Raw genomic sequence first — 14,981 nt, forward strand, 5'->3', positions numbered from 1 at the left:
TCCCCGGGTGCCCGGTACCTCACTCGGCGCAGCGGGGCGGAGGGAACCTTCGGGGCCGGGCGCCGGATAAACGGTCGGCCGCGGTCGGTCCCGCCCCGTACACTGGGCGCAGCGAAAGGCGCGGATGGGGACGAGTAGCGTCGTGAGCGGCCATGAGCGACCCGGGGACGGTGAGAGCCCGGGGGCGAGCGCGATGTGAAGGATCACCCCGGAGCCGCCGGAAGAACCCCCTCCCAGGGTCAGTAGAACCGGCATCGCGACCCCAATGAGGGGGCCGGGAGAGCGGTGCGCCCGGCCAAGGAGGGTGGTACCGCGGGAGCGCGAAGGCTCTCGTCCCTCCGGACGGAACGACGAGCGTGTGTCCGCCGGAGGAAGATTCCCGATGACGCTGTACCGCCAGGTGCCCGCCCAGGTCGACCTGCCCGCCCTCGAGCACGCCGTGCTCGACTTCTGGCGGGAGAACAAGATCTTCGCCCGCACCCTCGAGCAGTCCGAGGGACGGCCGGAGTGGGTCTTCTACGAGGGCCCGCCCACCGCCAACGGCATGCCGGGCGCCCACCACATCGAGGCCCGCGTCTTCAAGGACGTCTTCCCGCGCTTCCGCACCATGCGCGGCTACCACGTCGACCGCAAGGCGGGCTGGGACTGCCACGGCCTGCCGGTGGAGCTCGCGGTCGAGAAGGAGATGGGGTTCAACGGCAAGAAGGACATCGAGGCGTTCGGCATCGCCGAGTTCAACGCCAAGTGCCGGGAGTCGGTGACCCGGCACACCGATGCCTTCGCCGAGCTCACCACGAGGATGGGCTACTGGACCGACCTCGAGGGCGCCTACTGGACGATGAACCCCGAGTACGTCGAGTCGGTGTGGTGGTCGCTGAAGGAGATCTTCGGCAAGGGGCTGCTGGTCCAGGACCACCGCGTCGCCCCCTGGTGCCCGCGCTGCGGCACCGGTCTGTCCGACCACGAGCTGGCCCAGGGCTACGAGACCATCGTCGACCCCTCGGTCTACGTCCGCTTCCCGCTCACCTCCGGGCCGCTGGCCGGTGCGGCCTCGCTGCTGGTGTGGACGACCACCCCGTGGACCCTGGTCTCCAACACCGCCGTGGCCGTCCACCCCGAGGTGCGCTACGTCGCCGCGACCGACGGCCAGGAGACCGTGGTGGTCGCCGAACCGCTGCTGGAGAAGGCGCTCGGCGAGGGCTGGACGCCCACCGGGCAGTCCTTCACCGGCGCCGAGATGGAGCGCTGGACCTATCAGCGCCCGTTCTCCCTGGTGGAGCTCGAGGACGCGCACTTCGTGGTCAATGCCGACTACGTGACCACCGAGGACGGCACCGGTCTGGTCCACCAGGCCCCCGCCTTCGGTGAGGACGACCTCAAGACCTGCCGGGCCTACGGGCTGCCGGTGGTCAACCCGGTCCGTCCGGACGGCACCTTCGAGGAGGGGCTGGAGCTGGTCGGCGGCCAGTTCTTCAAGAAGGCCGACGAGGCGCTGACGGCCGACCTCAAGGAGCGCGGACTGCTCTTCCGGCACCTGCCGTACGAGCACAGCTACCCGCACTGCTGGCGCTGCCACACCGCACTGCTCTACTACGCCCAGCCGTCCTGGTACATCCGCACCACCGCGGTCAAGGACGCGCTGCTGCGGGAGAACGAGAAGACCAACTGGTATCCCGACTCGGTCAAGCACGGTCGTTTCGGTGACTGGCTGAATAACAACATCGACTGGGCGCTCTCGCGGAACCGCTACTGGGGCACCCCGCTGCCCATCTGGCGCTGCGCCGAGGACCACCTCACCTGCGTGGGCTCGCTGGCCGAGCTCTCCGAGCTGACCGGCACCGACCAGTCCGGGCTCGACCCGCACCGTCCGTTCATCGACGAGATCACCTTCACCTGCACCACCGAGGGCTGCTCGCTCACCGCGCAGCGCGTTCCCGAGGTGATCGACGCCTGGTACGACTCGGGGTCGATGCCCTTCGCCCAGTGGGGCTACCCGTACCGCAACAAGGAGCTGTTCGAGAAGCGCTACCCGGCGCAGTTCATCTCCGAGGCCATCGACCAGACCCGTGGCTGGTTCTACACGCTGATGGCGGTCGGCACCCTGGTCTTTGATAAGTCCTCATATGAGAACGTGGTCTGCCTCGGTCACATCCTGGCCGAGGACGGTCGGAAGATGTCCAAGCACCTGGGCAACATCCTCCAGCCGATCCCGCTCATGGACCAGCACGGCGCCGACGCGGTCCGCTGGTTCATGGCCGCGGGCGGCTCGCCCTGGGCCGCCCGGCGGGTGGGCCACGGGACGATCCAGGAGGTCGTCCGCAAGACACTGCTGACCTACTGGAACACGGTCGCCTTCCAGGCGCTGTACGCCCGCACCTCCGGCTGGGCACCCGGCGCGGACGACCCGGCCCCGGCCGACCGTCCGCTGCTGGACCGCTGGCTGCTGGGCGAACTGGGCACCCTGACCGAGCAGGTCACCCAGGCCATGGAGGCGTACGACACCCAGCGCGCCGGAAAGCTGCTGTCGTCGTTCGTGGACGACCTGTCCAACTGGTATGTGCGCCGCTCGCGCCGCCGCTTCTGGCAGGGCGACGCGGCCGCGCTGCGCACCCTCCACGAGGTCATCGAGACGGTCACCCGGCTGATGGCCCCGCTGGTGCCGTTCATCACCGAGCGGGTCTGGCAGGACCTGGTGGCGCCGGTGGACCCGGAGGCCCCCGAGTCGGTGCACCTGGCGAGCTGGCCGGAGGCCGACCAGGCCATGATCGACCCCGATCTTTCGGCCCGGATGACACTGGTCCGGCGGCTGGTCGAACTGGGCCGGGCGACCCGGGCCGAGTCCGGGGTGAAGACCCGGCAGCCGCTGTCCCGCGCCCTGGTCGCGGCATCCGGATTCGAGCTGCTCTCCACCGAACTGCGGGCGCAGATCGAGGAGGAGCTCAACGTCTCCTCCCTCGCCTCGCTCAGCGAGGTGGGCGGTTCGCTGGTGGACACCACGGCGAAGGCCAATTTCCGGGCCCTGGGCAAGCGCTTCGGCAAGGGCACCCAGCCGGTCGCCAAGGCCATCGCCGAGACCGACGCCGCGGCGCTCTCGGTGGCGCTGCGCGGAGGCACGGCCTCGGTGGTGGTGGACGGTGAGACGGTCGCCCTCTCCCCCGACGAGGTGATCATCACCGAAACGCCCCGTGAGGGCTGGTCGGTGGCCTCCGACGCGGGCGCCACGGTCGCGCTCGACCTGGAGATCACTCCGGAGCTGCGCCGCGCCGGACTCGCCCGTGACGCGATCCGGCTGATCCAGGAGGCCCGCAAGAACAGCGGTCTGGACGTGGCCGACCGGATCGCGCTGCGCTGGGACTCGGCGGACGAGGAGCTCCGGCAGGCGCTCACCGACCACGCCGGTCTGATCGCGGACGAGGTCCTCGCCACCGACTTCGCCCCGGGTGAGGGCGACTCCGGCTACGGCGAGCCCTTCACCGACGAGCCGCTCGGGCTGACGTTCCGCCTCCGCAAGGCGTAACGCCCGCGCGGGGGCTCGGCCCCGGACCCCGGTCCTCGATCGTCGGACGGGCTGATTAACAGCCCGTCCGGCGATCGAGTACACGCCCGGAGGGCGTCCCCACCCGCACCCCACCCGCACGGCAAAGGGCCGGGCCCGGGAGCTCCATGCTCCCGGGCCCGGCCCTTGCGATTGCCGAACGCTCCGCGCTAAGCGGCCCGCGTCAGTTGTCGTCCTCGTCGATGAGGAAGCCCCGCATCGGGCTGGGCGCCTGCTGCATCGGCTGCGGACTCTGCGGCCGCACCGGTGCCATCGGCTGGGTCATCGCGGGCGACATCTGCTGCTGGCCGCCGTAGGACGGAGCGCCGCCGTTCTGCCCGTGGCCACCGCCCATGGGCTGGTTGCCGCCCATGGTGTGGCCGCCCATCGTGCCGGCACCGGCCGAGGCCATGGAACCGCTCATCGAGGGGGACGGCGGCAGCGAGGCGGTCGCCGGGGTGCGCGGCGGAGCCAGCGAGTCGTCGGCCTGGTTCTCCAGCTGGCGCAGCTGGCTCTCCAGGTACGACTTCAGCCGGGTGCGGTACTCGCGCTCGAAGCCGCGCAGGTCCTCGACCTTGCGCTCCAGCGTGGCGCGAGCGGACTCCAGGGAGCCCATCGCGACGCGGTGCTTCTCCTGCGCGTCCCGCTCCAGGGCGTCGGCCTTGGCGCGGGCGTCCCGCTCCAGGCCCTCGGCGCGGCTACGGGCCTCGCCGACGATCTTGTTGGCCTCGGAACGGGCCTCCGCGATCGCCTGGTCGGCGGTCTGCTGCGCGAGCGAGAGCACCCGCGCGGCGCTGTCGCCGCCCGGACCCTGACCCGGCTGCGGAAGCTGCGGGCCGGGACCACCGGGACCGCCCATCGGGCCACCCATCGGACCACCGGGACCCATGGGGCCGTTCTGACCCATGGGGCCGGGTCCGCCCTGCTGCATCGGTCCGGGGCCGTTCTGGCCCATCGGGCCGGGCGGCAGCTGCGGGGCACCACCCGGAAGCTGGGGCGGGCCACCCATCTGCTGCTGGCCGGGCGGCACCGGCTGCGGTCCGGATATGGCGGCGGGGACAGGAGCCCCGGGCCTCTCCTGCTGTTCTGGGGGCTTGCGCATGCCTTGTTGCTGCTGGCTCTGCGCCGCGGCGCGGGTCGCTGCCGCCAGCTTGGCGCGCAGGTCCTCGTTCTCCCGCAACAGCCGGGTCAGTTCGGCTTCGACCTCGTCGAGGAAGGCATCGACCTCGTCCTCGTCATAGCCTTCTCGGAGGCGGACGGTCGTGAACTGCTTGTTCCGCACGTCCTCGGGGGTCAACGGCATCTCTACTTCACCTCAACGTAGTCGTCGGCAATCGGCAAGACCGTATCGTTCACACGCTGCTCGCAAAATTGCTCACGACGGTGATCAGGATCCAGACGATGATCATCAGCACGAAGAAGGACAGGTCGAGCGCCACACCCCCGAGACGCAACGGCGGAATGAACCGCCGCAAGAGCTTGAGGGGCGGATCGGTGACAGTGTAGGTGGCCTCGAGGATGACCACCATCGCCCGACCGGGTTGCCACGAGCGTGCGAACTGGAAGACGTAGTCCATCACCAGTCGGAAGATCAGCACGATCAGGAAGCAGTACAGCGCGATGTAGACCACCTGTAGTGCGATGCCCATCCCGCGCGTCCCTCTCCCCTGTTACGTACTCGGCCTCGCGGCCGCAGATGACTCGATGTTGCCGTGTTGCGTCTCAGCTCTGGTTGAAGAACCCGCCCTCTGCGATACGGGCCTTGTCCTCCGCCGTGACATCGACGTTAGCAGGAGACAACAGGAACACCTTCTGCGTCACCCGCTCAATGCTCCCATGGAGACCGAACACGAGTCCGGCGGCAAAGTCGACAAGTCGCTTTGCATCCGTGTCGTCCATCTCCGTCAGATTCATGATCACCGGCGTGCCCTCACGGAAGTGTTCCCCGATAGTACGGGCCTCGTTGTAGGTCCGCGGGTGCAGTGTGGTGATGCGGTAGGGCTCCCGCTCGGACACGACCTTGGGCATGATCACCGGTGCGTTCTTCTCCAAGTTATGACGTTCAGGTGTGATGGACGCCACGGGGGCGATTCGCGCGGGTCGTCCGGTTTCCACCGCGAGGGGGGCAGGTTCACGCTGTGCGGGGGGATGGACGACTCGCACGGATTCGCCCCTTTCCGGGCGAGGTTCGGTCTCCACCACCTGGTGCCGCCGACGGTCCCGCTCCGGCTCCGGCTCGGGCTCGAAATCGTCATCGGGGTCGAACCCCCGGCCGTCGTACCCATCGTCCTCCACGAGGCCGAGGTAGACCGCCATCTTGCGCATAGCGCCGGCCATTCTCTGCGTCCTCCGCTCTGTGGTGGATCGGCTCCGCCACCGGATGCCATGGATCCACGTGGCCTGCCCGCCTTTTGACGGGAATGACCATATTTTCTGCTGTGGTCCGACTTCTTCGCGACGTTACCGGAGCGGGGGACGGACTCCGAGTACCGCAGTGCCGACGCGCACATGTGTCGCCCCCGCCGCCACTGCTTCCTCCAGGTCCGAGCTCATTCCCGCGGAGACCATGTTCGCAGCCGGATGGGCCGCGCGCAGGCGGGATGAGATTTCCGCCAGCCGGTCGAAGGCCGCCCGCGGACGCCCTTCGTAGGGACCGGCCAGCGGCGCGACGGTCATCAGGCCGTCCAGTCGCAGACCCTCTGCCGCGATCACGGACTCGGCCAGCGCCTCCACTCCGTCCGGGCCGACCCCTCCGCGCGATCCCCGCTCACCGGAGTCCGCGTCGAGGGCGACCTGGATCAGGACACCCATCTCCCGGGCAGTGCGTACCGCCGCATCGGAGAGGGCGTCGACCAATCGCTTGCGATCGACAGATTGCACCACATCGGCATAACTGGAGACGGAACGTACCTTATTGGTCTGCAATTGCCCGACAAAGTGCCAGATCAAGGGGAGATCTGCGCATTCAGCCGCTTTGGGGCCCGCTTCCTGGTCGCGGTTCTCGGCGACATGCCGTACGCCCAGTTCCGCCAGCAAACGGACATCGCTCGCCGGGTACGTCTTGGTGACCACGATCAGGGTCACCTCTTCGCGCTTGCGACCGGCGGCGGTGCAGGCGGCGGCGATACGTTCCTCCACCTGGGCCAGGTTCGCGGCCAGTTCCGTCTTGCGATCCGTCACAGCTCAGCCGTCCAACCACACGTAGCTCGCGAGCCGCCCGGTGGTGTGCTCGCGCCGGTAGGAGAAGTGGTCCGCCGATTCCAGCGTGCAGATGTGAGATTGTCCATCCATCTGGACACCTTCGCGGGCGAGTTGGGCCCGTACCCCCGCGGCCACGTCGACCGCCGGGGTTCCCCAGCCGGTCTCGGCCCATGCCTCGGGGACCGTCTCCGCCACCTCGGCGCGCATCGCCGCGGGCACCTCGTAGCAGCGTCCGCAGACCGCGGGGCCGGTGCGGGCGAGGATCCGGGCGGGGTCGGCGCCCCGCTCCAACATCGCCCCGACCACCGCCGGGACCACTCCGGCGACCAGTCCCGGCCGCCCGGCGTGGGCGGCTCCGGCCACCCCCGCCACCGGGTCGGCGAGCAGGACCGGGGTGCAGTCGGCGGTGAGGACCGCGAGGGCGAGCCCCCGACGCGTCGTCACCACGGCGTCCACCGCGGGGATCTCCTCGTCACCGGTCCACGGGCCGTCGACCACCGCGACATCCCGGCCGTGCACCTGGTTCATCCAGACCACCGCGGCGGGGTCCAGGCCCATCGCCTTGGCGGCCAGCTCACGATTGGTCCGTACCGCCTGGGGGGCGTCGCCGACCGCGCCGCCGAGGTTGAGCTCGTCATACGGAGCGGCGCTCACCCCGCCCCACCGATCGGTGAAGGCGAAGTGCGCGCCGCTCGCGTCGTGCTGTTGCGCTATCACTGCCGGGTCGTTTCAGGGTCGCCGTGGAGACATCTGGCCGGGCTCACTTGAGGAAGTCCGGGACGTCCAGCTCCTCGGCCTGGCTCTCCGGGTAGGGCCGGGCCGGCGGGACCTGGGGGGTGGCGACCGGCGGTGCCGGGACCTCGGCCACGGGGGCGGGGTCCGCCGGGGCGGGCTCCTCCTCGCGCGGGGTGACGCTGCCGAGTCCGCCGAAGGACGGGCGGCTGGGCTCCTGGGCGGGCGGGCGGCCGACGGAGGAGCTGCCGCTCGCGCCCTCCTCGCGGTTGCCACTGCCGTTGTACGCGCCGAGCACCTTGTCGCGGTTCTTCGCAGGCGGCTGGCCGCCGTCGAAACCGGCCGCGATCACGGTGACCCGGACCTCGTCGCCCAGGGCGTCGTCGATCACGGCGCCGAAGATGATGTTCGCCTCGGGGTGGGCGGCCTCGCTCACGAGCTGGGCGGCCTCGTTGATCTCGAACAGACCCAGGTCGGAGCCGCCGGAGATGGAGAGCAGCACCCCCCGGGCGCCGTCGATGGACGCCTCCAGCAGCGGCGAGGAGATCGCCATCTCGGCGGCGGCCACCGCGCGGTCGTCGCCGCGGGCCGAGCCGATGCCCATGAGCGCCGAGCCCGCCTCGGACATCACGGACTTCACATCGGCGAAGTCGAGGTTGATCAGGCCCGGGGTGGTGATCAGGTCGGTGATGCCCTGGACGCCCGACAGCAGCACCTGGTCCGCCGACTTGAACGCGTCGAGCACGCTCACCTGACGGTCCGAAATGGACAGCAGGCGGTCGTTCGGGATCACGATCAGGGTGTCGACCTCGTCGCGCAGCCCGGCGATACCGTCCTCGGCCTGGTTGGCGCGGCGGCGGCCCTCGAAGGTGAACGGACGGGTCACCACACCGATCGTCAGGGCGCCCAGCGAACGGGCGATGTTGGCGACGACCGGGGCGCCACCGGTACCGGTGCCACCGCCCTCGCCCGCCGTCACGAAGACCATGTCGGCCCCCTTGAGGACCTCCTCGATCTCCTCGCGGTGGTCCTCGGCGGCCTTCCGGCCGACCTCGGGGTTGGCGCCCGCGCCGAGGCCACGGGTGAGCTCGCGGCCGACGTCCAGCTTGACGTCCGCGTCACTCATCAGGAGGGCCTGCGCATCGGTGTTGATCGCGATGAACTCGACGCCCTTGAGCCCGACCTCGATCATCCGGTTGATGGCATTCACGCCACCGCCGCCGATGCCGACGACCTTGATGACTGCGAGGTAGTTCTGCGGTGCTGCCACGTCGAAGGCCTCTCGCCTCGAGTTACGTGTCGCCACCCCGCCGTTGCCGCGGTGCGCCGACTGATGCCGAATGGGACGGTTCCGATTGCCGACCCCAACCCTAACGCTGAAGTTTAGGGTTACCAGTGCCTCTGTTTCCCGGACTCTTCGGAACAGGACACTAAGTCGACAAGTGGCGCGCGTTCAATGAACACGCCGAACCTCCCGCTTTTCTTTTCACCCTATGTGATCACCCAGTGGGCTAGCCAACCAGGGTGCTGGCCAGGGTCTATCAGGTCAACTGCGAGACACCGCGGGAGCGCTCGGCGCGCTGACGTCGAAGTGTCCGGCGTCCGGCCGGGCTTTCATGAGCGCGGCGAGGGCCCGTGCCTTGGCCGTCCCGCGCTCCCCGCTGCCCCAGGCGACCGTACGCCCGCGGGTGAGGACCACCGTGATCGAATCGTATGAGCGGACCCGGAGGGAACGGGTGTCCCGGCGGACCGCGGCGGGGAGTTGGGTGACCACCCCGACCGCCTCCCGGCGCAGCCTGGTGGCCCCGAAATGGCGCGAACTCGGCGACCGGTCCGGCTCCATTTCCAGCAGCGGAACACCCTTCGGACGCTTGGCCGAGCTGGCGAACCGTACGCCGTGGGCGTCCACTTCGCGGAACTTCCCGCCCTCTTCGACAATCGCCTCGGCCTTCCGCTCCGTCACCTCCAGACGGATGGTGTGCGGCCATGACCGGGATACGTTCACTTCTGCTATCCGCGGCAGCCGGTCCCGCAGGCGCTGTGCGACCCCGGCCATGTCCACGGTCACCAGCGGGGTGTCCATGGGGACGTCCGCGGCCGTGCGGACCTCGGCGTCGGACAGCGCCCGGGTGCCGGTGACCGTGACCCGCTCGGCACGCAGCCAGCTCGAGCCGTAGAGCAGCCAGACGGCCGCGGCGCCCAGGACGGTCAGGGCCGCCGCCAGCACCAGCAGGGTGCGGCGGCGGGGCATCCGCAGCCTGCGGCGCGCGGAGTCCGGGCGCGGGGGCGGGCCGGACGGCGACGTCCGTCGGGAACCGCTCTCGGCGGTCGTCGGTCCGGCCACGCTCCCTGCCTTCTCACGCCTGGCGGCGTGCCGCGATTGCCTCGTACACCATGCCGACCAGCAGCTCGTCGGCGTCCCGGCGGCCGAATTCGGCGGCCCGCCGTGACATGTCGTACAGCCGGTGCGGGTCGCCGAGCACCGGGAGCACATGGCTCTGCACCCACTCGGGCGTCAGCTCGGCGTCGTCGACCAGCAGTCCGCCGCCCGCCTTGACCAGCGGCTGGGCGTTGAGCCGCTGTTCGCCGTTGCCGATGGGCAGGGGCACATAGGCGGCCGGAAGCCCGACGGCGGACAGCTCCGCGACGGTCATCGCGCCCGCGCGGCAGAGCATCATGTCGGCCGCGGCGTACGCGAGGTCCATCCGGTCCACGTACGGTACCGGGATGTAAGGCGGCATTCCCGGCATGTTGTCCACATGCGGCATTTCGTTCTTCGGGCCGACCGCGTGCAGCACCTGGATCCCGGCGCGCTGGAGGAACGGGGCGACCGCCTGGACCACCTCGTTGAGCCGGCGGGCACCCTGTGAACCACCGGAGACCAGCAGGGTCGGCAGGTTGGGGTCGAGACCGAAGGCCGCGCGCGCCTCGGGCCGGACGGCGGCCCGGTCCAGGGTGGCGATCGAGCGGCGCAGCGGGATGCCCACGTAGTGGGCGTTGCGGAGCTTGCTGTCCGGGGTGGAGACCGCGACGTACTTGGCGTAACGGGAGCCGATCTTGTTGGCGAGGCCGGGCCGGGCGTTGGCCTCGTGGACCACGATCGGCACCCCGAGGCGCTTGGCGGCCAGATAGCCGGGCAGCGCCACATAGCCGCCGAAGCCGACCACGCAGTCGGCCTTGGTGCGCTCCAGGATCTGCTCGGCGGCCTTGATGGTGCCGCGCAGCCGTCCGGGGACGGTGATCAGCTCGGGGGTGGGCTTGCGCGGCAGCGGCACGGCCGGGATCAGCCCGAGTTCATAGCCGCGCTCGGGCACGAGCCGGGTCTCAAGACCCCGCTCCGTGCCGAGCGCCGTGATCCCCACGGTCGGGTCCTGCCTGCGCAGGGCGTCCGCGAGGGCGAGCGCGGGCTCGATGTGGCCGGCGGTCCCCCCACCGGCGAGTACGACATGCACCGAAATTCACCGCTCTCCGGACGGCCGCTTCTTGACGGGCCGTCTCATCGTCTTCCGTCTCACCCGAGCCAGCTTCTTCCGCAAAGCAGGCTGCCGCATGGCCAGCGCCGCCCGCGCGGCGGGCTCTGCCCGTGCGAAGGCGATCAACAGGCCGACGGCGAACATGGTCGGCAGCAGGGCGGACCCTCCGTAGGAGAACAGCGGGAGCGGAACACCGGCGATCGGCAGCAGACCGAGCACCGCACCGATGTTGATCACGGCCTGGGCCGTGATCCAGGTGGTCACACCTCCCGCGGCGTACCTCACGAAGGGGTCCTCCGTGCGTCCGGCCACGCGGATACCCGCATAGCCTAGAGCCGCGAAGAGGACGAGGACCGACAGCGTCCCCGCCAGGCCGAGTTCCTCCCCGGTAATCGCGAAGATGAAGTCGGTATGCGGTTCAGGTAGTTCGCCCCATTTCTCCATGGATGCACCGAGTCCTGAGCCGAACCAGCCGCCGTTGGCGAGAGCGTAGATCCCGTGCACCGCCTGCCAGCACTGATCATGGTCTCCGGGCTCGGTGGCACCGATGCAGGCGAGCCGGGACATCCGGTTGGCACTGGTCTTGATGAGCAGCACGCCGATCGCCCCGGCGAACGCCAGCACCCCCACGAACATCCGGGTGGGGGCGCCGGCCAGCCAGAGCAGACCGAACAGGATCGCGGTGAGGATGATCGCGGTGCCCATGTCACCGCCCAGCATGATCAGGCCGAGCAGCATGGCCGTGGCGGGCACCAGCGGCACCAGCAGGTGCTTCCACTGGGCCAGCAACCGCTTGTCCTGCTTCCGGGCCAGCAGGTCCGCCCCCCACAGCACCAGCGCCAGTTTGCCGAACTCACTGGGCTGGAGGAGGAACGGGCCGCCGAAGGAGATCCAGTTGCGGTTGCCGTTGACCGAGATGCCCATCCCGGGCACCTGGACCAGGCACATCAGGAAGACCGAGACCGCCAGCAGCGGATAGGCGAAGGCGCGGTGCAGCTTGATGGGCATCCGCACCGCGAGCAGCATCAGCGAACCGCCCAGTGCCGCCGCGAAGAGCTGTTTGCGGAAGAAGTACGACGGGGCCAGACCGGACTGCAGCGCCTTGATCTGCGAGGCCGAGTAGACCATCACCAGACCCAGCACCGTGATCAGCAGCGCACCGCCGAGGACCAGGTAGTAGGCGGTGAGCGGCCGGTCCCAGGCCCGCCGGGCGCGCGCCTGCGCACGGCGCAGCGACTCCAGTACCGAGGAGCGGCTGGGGCGGCGGGGCGGTTTCGCACCGCCGCCGCGCGGGCGCGCGAGGACCGCCGCCCGCCCTCCGGCGCGCACGGCCGCCCGCACGCGCGGCGCCGCGCCCGCGCGGGGCACGGGACGGCCCGTGCCGGGGGCACTCGGCCGGGACCGCGGGGCGGCGGGCTGGTCAGACGTCATCTCGTATCCCCTCCGGATTCCCCGCGCGAGCGGCCCGTGCGCGGGGACCGGCGGGCTACCGGTCGTCCGGGGCCGGGCCGGAGGCCAGGTCGCGGACCGCCGCGGCGAAGGCTTCGCCCCGCTTGTTGTAGTTGACGAACATGTCCATCGAGGCGCAGGCGGGTGCCATCAGGACGGTATCGCCCGGCCGGGCGAGCCGGGCCGCTTCGCGCACAGCCGCCGCCATCGCCCCAGTGTCGGTCCGCTCGAGGTCCACGACCGGGACATCCGCTGCGTGTCGCGCGAGCGCTTCCCGGATCAGCGCACGGTCGGCGCCGATCAGCACCACCCCGCGCAGCCGCCCGGCCGCCGTCGTCACGAGCTCGTCGAAGGTGGCGCCCTTGGCCAGGCCGCCCGCGATCCACACGATGTGCTCGTAGGCGCCCAACGACGCCTCGGCGGCGTGGGTGTTGGTGGCCTTGGAGTCGTCGACCCAGGCGACTCCGCCGACGTCCGCCACATGCTCCACCCGGTGCGGATCCGGGCGGAAGGCGCGCAGGCCGTCCCGTACGGCCGTGGGCGGCACCCCGTAGGCGCGGGCCAGGGCCGCCGCGGCGAGCGCGTTGGCGATGTTGTGGGGCGCCGGGGGGTTCACATCGGAGACCTCGGCCAGCTCCTGCGCCTGCTTCTGGCGGTTGGCCACGAAGGCCCGGTCCACCAGGATGTTCTCGACGACGCCGAGCTGGGAGGGGCCGGGGGTGCCGAGGGTGAAGCCGATCGCCCGGCAGCCCTCCTCGACATCGGCCGCGCGCACCAGGTCCTCGGTGGCCGGATCGGCGGTGTTGTAGACGCACGCCACCTGGTTGCCCTCGTAGATCCGGCCCTTGTCGGCCGCGTAGGCCGCCATGGAACCGTGCCAGTCGAGGTGGTCGGGGGCGAGGTTGAGCACCGCGCCGGAGTGGGCGCGCAGCGAGGGCGCCCAGTGGAGCTGGTAGCTGGACAGCTCGACGGCCAGGACGTCGTACGGCTCGTCGCCCAGCACGATGTCCAGCAGCGAGACGCCGATGTTGCCGACGGCCGCGGTGCGCAGTCCGGCGGCCTCCAGGATGCACGCGAGCATCCGCACGGTGGTCGTCTTGCCGTTGGTGCCGGTGACCGCCAGCCAGGGCGCGGAGTCCGGGCCGCGCAGCCGCCAGGCCAGCTCCACATCGCCCCACACCGGGACGCCCGCCTTCTCGGCGGCCAGGAAGAGCGGGCTGGTGGGCTTCCAGCCGGGGGTGGTGACGATCAGCTCGGTGCCCTCGGGCAGCGTGTCCCCGTCGCCGAGCCGGACGGTGATGCCCAGCGGCTCCAGCTCGGCCGCCTGGGCGCGCTGCGGTTCCCCGTCACTGCCGTTGACGACGGTGACGGTGGCCCCGAGGCCCCGCAGCGCACGCGCCGCGGGGACCCCGGAGACGCCGAGCCCGGCGACGGTGACCCGCCGCCCGGCGAGGTCGGTCACATCGGGTCCGGTGGCGGGAGATGTCACTGGGCCCGCCAGCCCGCATAGAAGAGGCCGAGTCCGACGATCACGCACATGCCCTGGATGATCCAGAACCGGACCACCACGAGGACTTCGCTCCACCCCTTGAGTTCGAAGTGGTGCTGGAGCGGTGCCATCCGGAAGACCCGGCGCCCGGTGAGCCGGAAGGAGCCCACCTGGATGACCACGGACAGGGTGATCAGGACGAACAGACCGCCCAGGATGGCCATCAGCAGCTCCGTGCGGGAGCAGATGGCCAGCCCCGCCAGCGCGCCGCCGAGGGCGAGCGAACCGGTGTCCCCCATGAAGATCTTGGCGGGTGAGGTGTTCCACCACAGGAAGCCGAAACAGGCGCCCATCAGGGCCGAGGCCACGACCGCGAGGTCGAGCGGATCACGGACCTCGAAACACGACGAGGCGTTGATCAGCGTCTCGGAGTTGGCGCAGGACTCCTGGTACTGCCAGACGCCGATGAAGGTGTAGGCGCCGAAGACCATCACCGAGGCACCGGTGGCCAGACCGTCCAGACCGTCGGTGAGGTTCACACCGTTCGACATCGCGAGGATCATGAACAGCGCCCAGATCGCGAAGATCACCGGGCCGAAGGACCAGCCGAAGTCCTGGACGAAGGAGAGCCGGTCGGAGGCCGGGGTCTGGCCGCGCGCGTCCGCGAAGTTCAGCGAGAGGATCGCGAAGGCGATACCGACGATGAGCTGTCCGGCCATCTTCGCCTTGGCCCGCAGACCCAGGCTCCGCTGCTTGACGATCTTGATGTAGTCGTCCAGGAAGCCGACCAGGCCCATGCCCGCGAACAGGAAGAGCACCAGCACACCCGAGAAGGTGGGCTGGCTGCCGGTGATCACCTTGGTCACGGCGTATGCGATCAGCGTGGCCAGGATGAAGGCGATACCACCCATGGTGGGGGTGCCGCGCTTGGAGCCGTGCGTCCGCGGGCCGTCGTCCCGGATGTACTGGCCGTAGCCCTTCCGGGCCAGCAGCTTGATCAGCAGCGGTGTGCCGATCAGCGTCAGGAAGAGCCCGATGGCTCCGGCATAGAGGATCTGCCTCATGGCGGGTACGTGCTCTTCTCCCTGGCCTACAGCGACGG

12 protein-coding genes are annotated in these 14,981 nt (G+C 70.3%); 1 reads left to right on the plus strand and 11 read right to left on the minus strand.

Annotated elements, in window-relative coordinates; translation table 11 throughout:
- The first annotated feature begins 382 nt into the window (after nucleotides 1-382).
- Nucleotides 383-3,517 carry an isoleucine--tRNA ligase gene (gene ileS / locus NMK44_RS15050; protein ID WP_254743085.1) on the plus strand — a complete coding sequence of 1,045 codons (3,135 nt, stop codon included), beginning with the start codon at nucleotides 383-385 and terminating at the stop codon, nucleotides 3,515-3,517.
- Between the two features lie 202 nt (nucleotides 3,518-3,719).
- On the opposite strand, the gene NMK44_RS15055 is transcribed toward ileS, so the two are convergent.
- From NMK44_RS15055 to mraY, 11 genes are all read right to left on the minus strand, one after another.
- A complete protein-coding gene (locus tag NMK44_RS15055; RefSeq protein ID WP_254743088.1) occupies nucleotides 3,720-4,838 on the minus strand; it encodes a DivIVA domain-containing protein in 1,119 nt (372 codons plus the stop codon).
- 49 nt (nucleotides 4,839-4,887) lie between these two features.
- Nucleotides 4,888-5,184 carry a YggT family protein gene (locus NMK44_RS15060; protein ID WP_176183480.1) on the minus strand — a complete coding sequence of 99 codons (297 nt, stop codon included), beginning with the start codon at nucleotides 5,182-5,184 and terminating at the stop codon, nucleotides 4,888-4,890.
- Between the two features lie 73 nt (nucleotides 5,185-5,257).
- On the minus strand, nucleotides 5,258-5,872 hold the full coding sequence (locus tag NMK44_RS15065; RefSeq protein WP_254743090.1) for a cell division protein SepF: 615 nt from the start codon (nucleotides 5,870-5,872) through the stop codon (nucleotides 5,258-5,260).
- A gap of 123 nt (nucleotides 5,873-5,995) precedes the next feature.
- Entirely contained in the window at nucleotides 5,996-6,715 is a 720-nt protein-coding gene (locus NMK44_RS15070) for a YggS family pyridoxal phosphate-dependent enzyme (RefSeq protein ID WP_254743092.1), read from the minus strand.
- 3 nt (nucleotides 6,716-6,718) lie between these two features.
- Complete coding sequence (gene pgeF / locus NMK44_RS15075) at nucleotides 6,719-7,453, minus strand: peptidoglycan editing factor PgeF (protein ID WP_254743095.1); 735 nt, start codon at nucleotides 7,451-7,453, stop codon at nucleotides 6,719-6,721.
- A 43-nt stretch (nucleotides 7,454-7,496) separates the two neighbouring features.
- Nucleotides 7,497-8,738: a cell division protein FtsZ gene (ftsZ, locus tag NMK44_RS15080; protein ID WP_254743098.1), complete on the minus strand. Its 1,242-nt coding sequence runs from the start codon at nucleotides 8,736-8,738 to the stop codon at nucleotides 7,497-7,499.
- Nucleotides 8,739-9,014: 276 nt separating this feature from the next.
- The gene (locus tag NMK44_RS15085) at nucleotides 9,015-9,812 is read right to left on the minus strand and encodes a cell division protein FtsQ/DivIB (protein ID WP_254743101.1); all 798 of its coding nucleotides are present in this window, start codon (nucleotides 9,810-9,812) and stop codon (nucleotides 9,015-9,017) included.
- A 13-nt stretch (nucleotides 9,813-9,825) separates the two neighbouring features.
- Nucleotides 9,826-10,920 (minus strand): undecaprenyldiphospho-muramoylpentapeptide beta-N-acetylglucosaminyltransferase, encoded by a 1,095-nt coding sequence (gene murG, locus NMK44_RS15090; RefSeq protein ID WP_254743104.1) that lies wholly within the window; start codon nucleotides 10,918-10,920, stop codon nucleotides 9,826-9,828.
- 6 nt (nucleotides 10,921-10,926) lie between these two features.
- A complete protein-coding gene (gene ftsW / locus NMK44_RS15095) occupies nucleotides 10,927-12,372 on the minus strand; it encodes a putative lipid II flippase FtsW (RefSeq protein ID WP_254743107.1) in 1,446 nt (481 codons plus the stop codon).
- A gap of 55 nt (nucleotides 12,373-12,427) precedes the next feature.
- Complete coding sequence (murD, locus tag NMK44_RS15100) at nucleotides 12,428-13,879, minus strand: UDP-N-acetylmuramoyl-L-alanine--D-glutamate ligase (RefSeq protein ID WP_254743110.1); 1,452 nt, start codon at nucleotides 13,877-13,879, stop codon at nucleotides 12,428-12,430.
- The gene (gene mraY, locus NMK44_RS15105; RefSeq protein ID WP_254743394.1) at nucleotides 13,876-14,943 is read right to left on the minus strand and encodes a phospho-N-acetylmuramoyl-pentapeptide-transferase; all 1,068 of its coding nucleotides are present in this window, start codon (nucleotides 14,941-14,943) and stop codon (nucleotides 13,876-13,878) included. The genes murD and mraY overlap by 4 nt, the downstream gene beginning before the upstream one ends.
- Nucleotides 14,944-14,981: the final 38 nt, after the last annotated feature.

Origin of the sequence: Streptomyces cucumeris (assembly GCF_024295805.1) — a bacterium.
Classification (GTDB): domain Bacteria; phylum Actinomycetota; class Actinomycetes; order Streptomycetales; family Streptomycetaceae; genus Streptomyces; species Streptomyces cucumeris.

Bases quoted from the DNA above. Each gene is read 5' to 3' on its own strand.
- NMK44_RS15065 (WP_254743090.1), bottom strand. From the start codon at position 5,872: ATGGCCGGCGCTATGCGCAAGATGGCGGTCTACCTCGGCCTCGTGGAG.
- NMK44_RS15055 (WP_254743088.1), bottom strand. From the start codon at position 4,838: ATGCCGTTGACCCCCGAGGACGTGCGGAACAAGCAGTTCACGACCGTC.
- mraY (WP_254743394.1), bottom strand. From the start codon at position 14,943: ATGAGGCAGATCCTCTATGCCGGAGCCATCGGGCTCTTCCTGACGCTG.
- ftsW (WP_254743107.1), bottom strand. From the start codon at position 12,372: ATGACGTCTGACCAGCCCGCCGCCCCGCGGTCCCGGCCGAGTGCCCCC.
- NMK44_RS15060 (WP_176183480.1), bottom strand. From the start codon at position 5,184: ATGGGCATCGCACTACAGGTGGTCTACATCGCGCTGTACTGCTTCCTG.
- ileS (WP_254743085.1), top strand. From the start codon at position 383: ATGACGCTGTACCGCCAGGTGCCCGCCCAGGTCGACCTGCCCGCCCTC.